Genomic DNA, 4,160 nt, shown 5'->3' with positions numbered 1-4,160 from the left:
ATCGCCGGCATGTAGACCACGTGCGCGAGCGCCGCTTGCCGCGCAAACATTTCGGTGCTGTCCGCGCTCACCGCACGCGTGTCCGGGCGGCCCATCGCCACTGGTCCGACGACGTCCTGCCCCATGTGCGTGCCAAAGCCGATGCCGATGCCCAGCACCAGCGCCGCCGCCATGCCGGCGAACTGCGGCCAGTTGGCGGCAATGCGCGAGCGGCGCGGCGCGCACGCTTGCAGGCGCTTCGGCAGGGGCTCGCTGAGCACGCGGTCATAGCGCTCATGGAACATGTTGTTGAGCGAAAAATAATCGCTGACGCGCGCGGCCAGCTCGGGGTTCTGTTCGAGCGCGCGCTCCACATCGGCACGGCGTTCGTCGGACAGCGTGCCGTCCACGTACGCGTGCAGGTCTTCTTCGCCGATCGGCATCTGTTGGTCGCTCATCGCACCACCTGTAATTTCGCACCGGGCTGCGCGCCCGCCATCAAGGCCCGAAGCCGCTCGCGTCCGCGCGACAGCCGCGACATCACCGTGCCGATCGGGATGTTCAGCGCGAGCGCCACGTCCGCATAGCTCATTTCCTCGAGACCGACCAGCAGCACGACTTCGCGCTGTTCCATCGGCAGACGCTGCAACGCATAGTCGAGGTCGCGCATTTCCAGCGAACGGGCCTGCTCGGACGGCACCGCGAATTCGCTCTCGGCGACGCTGTCGTCATCGACGGCCACGTGAACGGCGCGCGCCGACGCCTTGCGCGCCTGATTGGCGAACACGTTGTGCATGATCGTGAAGAGCCAGGCGCGCAGGTCGGTGCCGGGCTGGAACATGCCGGTGCGGCCGAGCGCGCGTTCGAGCGTGTCCTGCACGAGGTCGTCGGCGAGATCGCGGTTGTTGATCAGCGCTCGCGCATAGCGCCGCAAGCGCGGCACATGCTCCATCAACTCGTCACGCACATCCATTTTTGATCCCGATGGTGAGTCCGATTGCGGGTCCGATGAAGGGGCGTCGATCGGGCATAGGGCCGGTGGCTGTCGCGTGGACTGCCGGGCGCATTTCAATGGCAAACACGAGTGAGCGCATTTTATTCCCCATCAGTGCGCGAGGCCGCGGCGCGCCGCCGGGATCATCGCGCGGTCATCACGTCGGCGGCGCGCATCAGGCCGTGGGTGCGGGCGTCGCCGGCCACCACGAAGCGCTGGCCCTGCGCGGTCCAGCTCAACAGCCGGATCTCGCCGATGCGGCGCGCGGACCATTGCGGCTGCACGGGCGCGAGCAGCGCGAGCGTCGATATCAGCACCACCGGCTGGTTGTCGCCGTTCAGGTAGATGAACTCGCTGGCGCGCTGCAACGGGCCAAGCGACAGCACGCGTTGGCCAACCAGCCGCAGGCCGATCGCGCCGAGTTCGGGCGCGGCCGGATCTGCGCGGGTCGGCGACGCCGCGGAAAACGGCGTCGCCGCCGTTTCGGCGAGGGCCATCACCGCGGCGTTGTTGAGCGCCTGGGCGGATACCTGGGTCGCAGCCAGCCAGCCGCTGGCGGCCGCCAGCGTCAGCGCGAGCGCCACCAATGCGTCGACCAGTTTGCGCCGGGCTCCTGCAGGCTTTGCTCGCCCGAACGCGCGGCGCAATGCGTCGGCAGGGCGCGCGACGGGCTCGTCGGGGGTGGCGAAGGTCTGCTGGATCTGCTCGTTCAGCCGGCCGTAAAACGCCACCCGGCGCGCTTCCGCCGGGTCCTTGCCGAGATAGTCACGCAGGCAGGCCGCGCGCTCGGGCGTCAGGGTGCCGTCGGCGTAGGCCTGAATGTCGGCTTCGGAAAGCGGCGAGTCGGGAGGGGCGTCGGCGGAGGTCATGATGTCGGTCGTGGTCGGCGTGCTGCTATCGAGGGCGAACACGGGCAGGCGAGGATTTATTCCGTGCAACCATGCCGTGTGTCATTTTTCGATGCTGCGAAGCGCGCGCTGCACGAACCATCGGATGTCCTTTGCGCTTTTCCGTTGCCGCCGGATCGCGAGTCAACGTGCGTGCAAACCCCGCTGCGCAGGCTTTTATTCCGCTTTCCAGATATGTTTTTTTGCGCCGTCGACACAGGAATAAAAGCCGCCACGCCGTAGTTCTCCCTGATGCGAACCCGCACAACACTCATTGGAGTCCATCATGAAGAAGCTCGCATTTGCCGCCTTGTCCGTCGTCGTTCTCGCTGCTTCGTCGAGCGCTTTTGCGCAAGGCAAGACACGCGCCGAGGTGTATCAGGAATTGATCGAGGCGCAGCAGAACGGCCTCGACTACATCACTGATGCGTCGTACCCGGACGTCAACCCGATCTTTGCGCAACAGGTTCAGCAGCGCAAGGAAGCGCTCGCCGCCAAAGCGGCGGCGGCCAGCAGCGTGGCGAGCGGTGGTGGCGCGTCGGCAGGCAGCGTCAATTGACGTATCGGCAGCCGGCGCGCGGCTGGAACGGGCGCGCCGGCTGCGAGCGGAATAGATCGCCGCTGCGCGTGTTAGCCGGTAGGTGCATCTATCTGGCAAGGAGTTTTCGTGACACCACCTCCCGTTCCCCCATCCGGGCCTCGCTGCGTGCCATGCCGGCTCGCTGCGATCGGCGCGCTCGTGCTGGCGCTGGCCGGCGGCTTCGCCTACACGGCCGGCTGGCTGACACCGACACGTTTGAGCGCATCGCGCTTCATCAATACGTTCGAAATAGTGGCCGGCCGGCCGCATCCGGGCTACCGGCGCAATCATGCGAAGGGCCTGTGCGTCGAAGGGTATTTCGACAGCAACGGCAACGGCGCCGCGCTGTCGCGCGCAGCCGTGTTTGCAGCGGGGCGCACGCCGGTCACGGGACGCTTCGCGGTGCCAGGCGGCAACCCGTCCGCGCCGGACATCAGTTCGCCCGTGCGCAGCCTCGCGTTGGAGTTCCGGTTGGCGAATGGCGAGCAGTGGCGCACCGGCATGAATTCGACGCCCGTTTTCGCGGTGCACACGCCCGCGCAGTTCTATGAGCAACTGCTCGCCGCGCGGCCCGTCCCGGCGACCGGTAAACCGGACCCGGCGAAACTCAAGGCGTTCTACGCGACCCATCCCGAGACTGTGCCGTTTCAGAACTGGGTGAAGGCGCATCTGCCTTCGTCGAGTCTCGCGAATGCCGCGTACTATGGCATCAACGCATTCCGCTTCACGGACGGTTCCAACACGACGCGCGCCGTGCGCTGGGCGATGATGCCCGAGACGCCGTACGCGCCGGTCACCGATGCGCAAAAGGCCGCGCAGAATTTCCTCCAGGCCGATCTCGATGAACGTCTTGAGAATGGGCCGCTGCGCTGGCATCTGATCCTGACGGTCGCGCAACCGGGCGACCCCACCGGCGACGCCACGCTGCAATGGCCCGACGATCGTCGGCAGGTCGAGGCGGGCACGCTCGTGCTCGAGCGCGCCAGCTCGCAGGAAGACGGCGCGTGCCGCGACATCAACTTCGATCCGACGATCCTGCCGGCGGGTATCGCGCCATCGGACGATCCGTTGCTCGCCGCGCGTTCGGCGGCGTATGCGCTGTCGTACCAGCGGCGCACGCGCGAAGAGACGCTGCACCCCGCCGTTCATCAAACACAGACCCACGGAGATCGCTCATGAGCCCGACGCCGACCCATTTCAGTCCGCTCGCACGGCTGCTGCATTGGACGATGGCGCCGTTGATCGTCGCGATGCTGTTCATCGGCGTGGGGATGGTGGGGAGCGTTTCGCGCGCCCACAATACGCTGATCGCCATCCACAAGCCGCTCGGCATTGCGTTGCTGCTGCTGGTGGTGCTGCGCGTGGGCGTGCGTCTCACTCACGGCAGCCCGCCGCTGCCCGCCGACATGGCGACGCCGCAGCGCATCGCGGCCAAGGCCTCCCATCTCGTGCTGTATGTGCTGATGGCGGCGATGCCGTTGATCGGCTGGGCGATGCTGTCCGCGGCGGGATATCCGGTCACGCTATACGGACCGCTGCATTTGCCGCCGATCGCGCCGCAAAACGTCGAGTTGTTCGCGGTGCTGCGTGCGTTGCACACGTGGCTGGCGTACGCGCTGTTTGCGACTGTGTTGCTGCATCTGGCCGCTGCGCTGTTTCATGGGTTGATCCGGCGGGATGGGGTGTTTTCGAGTATGGCGCGCGGTGGGCGGTAGGGGTT

At 66.8% G+C, this 4,160-nt stretch carries 6 protein-coding genes; 3 read left to right on the top strand and 3 right to left on the bottom strand.

Annotation, left to right across the window (positions count from 1 at the left end; translation table 11 throughout):
* The 3 genes from CIC12_RS32590 to CIC12_RS32580 all read right to left on the bottom strand — a co-directional run.
* Nucleotides 1–437, bottom strand: a 437-nt coding sequence (locus CIC12_RS32590; protein WP_342030599.1) for an anti-sigma factor family protein, incomplete at its 3' end; no start/stop codon positions are given.
* On the bottom strand, nt 434–952 hold the full coding sequence (locus tag CIC12_RS32585) for a sigma-70 family RNA polymerase sigma factor (protein ID WP_121321881.1): 519 nt from the start codon (nt 950–952) through the stop codon (nt 434–436). The genes CIC12_RS32590 and CIC12_RS32585, both read right to left, overlap by 4 nt.
* 164 nt (nt 953–1,116) lie before the next feature.
* Nucleotides 1,117–1,842 (bottom strand): anti-sigma factor family protein, encoded by a 726-nt coding sequence (locus CIC12_RS32580; RefSeq protein ID WP_168670674.1) that lies wholly within the window; start codon nt 1,840–1,842, stop codon nt 1,117–1,119.
* A gap of 304 nt (nt 1,843–2,146) precedes the next feature.
* Between CIC12_RS32580 and CIC12_RS32575 the strand changes: the two genes are divergently transcribed.
* The 3 genes from CIC12_RS32575 to CIC12_RS32565 all read left to right on the top strand — a co-directional run bounded on the left by CIC12_RS32575 (nt 2,147) and on the right by CIC12_RS32565 (nt 4,155).
* Complete coding sequence (locus CIC12_RS32575) at nt 2,147–2,419, top strand: DUF4148 domain-containing protein (RefSeq protein WP_168670673.1); 273 nt, start codon at nt 2,147–2,149, stop codon at nt 2,417–2,419.
* 108 nt (nt 2,420–2,527) lie between these two features.
* The gene (locus tag CIC12_RS32570) at nt 2,528–3,619 is read left to right on the top strand and encodes a catalase (RefSeq protein ID WP_168670672.1); all 1,092 of its coding nucleotides are present in this window, start codon (nt 2,528–2,530) and stop codon (nt 3,617–3,619) included.
* The gene (locus CIC12_RS32565) at nt 3,616–4,155 is read left to right on the top strand and encodes a cytochrome b (protein ID WP_168670671.1); all 540 of its coding nucleotides are present in this window, start codon (nt 3,616–3,618) and stop codon (nt 4,153–4,155) included. The genes CIC12_RS32570 and CIC12_RS32565 overlap by 4 nt, the downstream gene beginning before the upstream one ends.
* The last annotated feature ends 5 nt before the right edge of the window (nt 4,156–4,160 follow it).

The sequence above is a fragment of the Paraburkholderia sp. SG-MS1 genome, from assembly GCF_012275575.1.
GTDB lineage: Bacteria > Pseudomonadota > Gammaproteobacteria > Burkholderiales > Burkholderiaceae > Paraburkholderia.
This window is presented reverse-complemented; position numbering and strand designations above follow the sequence as displayed.